3 protein-coding genes are annotated in these 2969 nt (G+C 49.9%); all 3 read right to left on the reverse strand.

Annotation, left to right across the window (positions count from 1 at the left end):
* Positions 1 to 112: 112 nt before the first annotated feature.
* The gene (locus OGX94_RS10875; protein ID WP_000427619.1) at positions 113 to 1117 is read right to left on the reverse strand and encodes an IS110-like element IS5075 family transposase; all 1005 of its coding nucleotides are present in this window, start codon (positions 1115 to 1117) and stop codon (positions 113 to 115) included.
* 364 nt (positions 1118 to 1481) lie between these two features.
* Positions 1482 to 2159 carry a ribulose-phosphate 3-epimerase gene (gene rpe, locus OGX94_RS10880; protein WP_044715392.1) on the reverse strand — a complete coding sequence of 226 codons (678 nt, stop codon included), beginning with the start codon at positions 2157 to 2159 and terminating at the stop codon, positions 1482 to 1484.
* Positions 2156 to 2869: a hypothetical protein gene (locus tag OGX94_RS10885; protein ID WP_286569196.1), complete on the reverse strand. Its 714-nt coding sequence runs from the start codon at positions 2867 to 2869 to the stop codon at positions 2156 to 2158. The genes rpe and OGX94_RS10885 overlap by 4 nt, the downstream gene beginning before the upstream one ends.
* Positions 2870 to 2969 lie beyond the last annotated feature (100 nt).

A 2969-nucleotide genomic window follows, 5' to 3' on the forward strand; every position in this document is an offset into this window, starting at 1 on the left:
TGAGCCTTTCCGTTTTACAGGTTCCTCAACAGGCCGGTGGGCCGTTAGTATCATCAATATCAGTATTCGCAAAACCAGATGAATGATTGTTTAAACTGGTGTATTTCTGCCTTTATGCTTCGTAAGTTTGCTGTCGCGCCGTCAGTGCCCAGGCTATTCTGGCCAGCTTGTTTGCCAGAGCACAGGTGACGACAAAGTTGCTTTTCCGACACAACAACTCCCTGACCCAGTCGGCCAACTTGCCAGACTGGTGTTCCAGTTTTTGTATGAATACCCTGGCACACTGAACCAACAAAGTTCGGATCTTTTTGTTGCCCCGCTTGCTAATCCCTAACAATGTCGTCCGACCTCCCGTGCTGTACTGTCGGGGTACCAGCCCTGTTGCCGCCGCAAAGTCACGGCTGCTGGCGTACTGCTTCCCGTCGCCAATCTCAGTTGAAATAGTACTGGCAGTCAGCGTTCCAACGCAGGGAATACTCAGCAAGCGCTGTCCAACCTCATCTTCGTCCAACTTTCGTTTCAACTGAGATTCCAGATCTTTAATCTGCTCAACAAGATAGTGATAATGCTGTTGTAATTTCAGCAGTAACTGGCTGAGATAAAGAGGCAAACTACTGTCCTCAAGAAGGGTACTCAGTCGACTAATAACGGCAGCACCTCGCGGAACGCTGATACCAAATTCCAGCAGAAAAGCATGCATCTGATTAGTTGTTTTCACCTTATCCTGAACCAGGGATTCACGGACACGATGCAGAGCTCGCATTGCCTGCTGAGATTCGGTTCTGGGCTGCACGAAACGCATAGATGGACGTGATGCTGCTTCACAGATAGCTTCAGCATCAACGAAGTCATTTTTGTTGCTTTTAACGAATGGGCGGACAAATTGCGGTGATATCAGCTTTGGAAAATGCCCTAACTCTTCCAGCTTGCGTGCCATAAAGTGAGAACCGCCACAGGCTTCCATCGCGATGGTTGTTGCCGGGCATGTCGCCAGAAATTCGATTAGCTTTGGTCGGGTGAATTTTTTACGGTAAACGGCCTTCCCACGATGATCCTGACAATGAATATGGAAAGAGTTCTTACCCAGATCGATACCAATAAGCGCAATGTTTTCCATGATGGTTCTCCGAATGAAAGCCTGTCCTCAGCATAGTACTGGGAAGGAGGGAGTGACCATCTCATTAAATATCCTACGTTAAGTCTGTTTTTTAAGCTGGCCTGACAGGCAGTTTTGAGCGAGGTCCGGACGGGCCAGTAAGGTTACTGGGAAGAAATTGCCATCTGTCCGGGAAGCATCGTAGGTGGTAGTTTTTGTTGAGTCCCATATGTGAACAACATTAAACGGGACCATTCATTATGGTACGTAATGGGAGAAACACGGCAGAATGCTGTTCATAAGAATGAACTGAACAATTGTGACTTTTTTGAAAAGACCCCAAAGAGGGGCCTTTATCATGGTCACATTGGAGATCTTAATATATTCATGATTCCATTTGGACAGTGTCAGTGATAGCCCGGGTTTCCGCCAGATTTTCTGCCAGCGTTCCGCGGCTATGGAACAATGCGCTGGTACCCAGCACGAACATTCCCGCACCCTCCGCAACACATGGCGGGATGGTGTGGTGGCCAATATTCCCGTCGACTTCAATCACCGCATCACTGCCGTGCTCTTTAAGCCAGGTATGCGCAAAGCGAACTTTTTCGTGCATCGCGTCGATGAATTTCTGCCCCGCAAAGCCAGGATTCACAGTCATGATGAGAAGCACATCAATCAGATCCACCACGTACCCCAGAGACTCCACATGCGTGGACGGGTTCAGTGCGACGCCGGCTTTCACCCCGTGACTGCGAATGGTGCTCAGCACACCGTGCAGATGGGTGACCGCTTCGGCATGCACCGTGATAATGTCCGCGCCGGCTTTAACCAGCGGCTCAATGTAGCGCTCCGGTTTATCCACCATCAGATGCACATCGATAGGACGGGTCGTCAGTGGCTTAATAGAACGGATAAAATCAATGCTCAGCGCAAAATTATCGACAAACTGGCCATCCATGATATCGATATGATAGAAATCGATACCCCCTTTCTCCAGTTCCGAGATTTGCCCACCAAGCTGCAGGAAATCGGCACACATCAGGGATGCCCCTAAAAGTCTCATTTAACCACCTCAAAATTTACAGAAGGATCACACACAAAACGCGCCGCGTTAATTTGCTGCATCCGGCGGAAATACCAGATGAACATACCCAGATAGGCTACGACCGCGATAACTGACATCACCACCATCTGCATATCGAGAGATACGCTGGCTTTGGCGATTAACATGGAAAGCATTTTTTCAAGTGGATCAGAGTCCACGGAGGAGAACAGCTGGTCATGCGAGAGCCCTTTCGGGAAGCTGTTCATGGCAATAGACGTCCGGGTCACAAACTCAGCAATCAGCGTGGCGGCCCATAAAAACAGCGGGATCAGCACCGTACCAATCAGGGTCATCCGGATCACCTTACCCTGAGTAATAATCAGCAGCGCCGGGGCCAGTACGGTCAGTAAGATCCCCCCCAGTGGCAGCACCTTATTACCGGGCAGAATGATGGCTGCCACCAGTAACACTGGCGCCAGAATATTCGCCACGGCCCACAGCTCTGCGCGGGACGCCAGAATCGGCCAGTCAATTGCCACATAAATCTGGCGACCTTTGAAGCGTTTTTCCATCATGGTGGCAATGCCGTCTGACAGCGGTTTAATCGCCGGACCAAACCAGTTACCAACCGCACTGAACAGCTCCAGGGAGACCCCGGCCGTAAAGGCCAGCGCAAACAATTCGCTCATTGGCAGTTTGCCAAGGGAAGGTGCGAATAAGCAGGTCATGTCTTCCCAAGCTGACTCGTTGATTAAAATTTCGCGGATCTGGGCCGATTTTTTTCCCGCAAACACATCGAATCAGCCTATTTAGGCTATTTTTTCCACC

This window comes from Citrobacter sp. Cpo037 (assembly GCF_030332945.1).
Taxonomy (GTDB): Bacteria; Pseudomonadota; Gammaproteobacteria; order Enterobacterales; family Enterobacteriaceae; genus Citrobacter; species Citrobacter portucalensis.

Excerpts from the sequence above, each read along its gene's own strand:
- rpe (WP_044715392.1), bottom strand. The coding sequence starts at position 2,159 with ATGAGACTTTTAGGGGCATCCCTGATGTGTGCCGATTTCCTGCAGCTT.
- OGX94_RS10875 (WP_000427619.1), bottom strand. The coding sequence starts at position 1,117 with ATGGAAAACATTGCGCTTATTGGTATCGATCTGGGTAAGAACTCTTTC.
- OGX94_RS10885 (WP_286569196.1), bottom strand. The coding sequence starts at position 2,869 with ATGACCTGCTTATTCGCACCTTCCCTTGGCAAACTGCCAATGAGCGAA.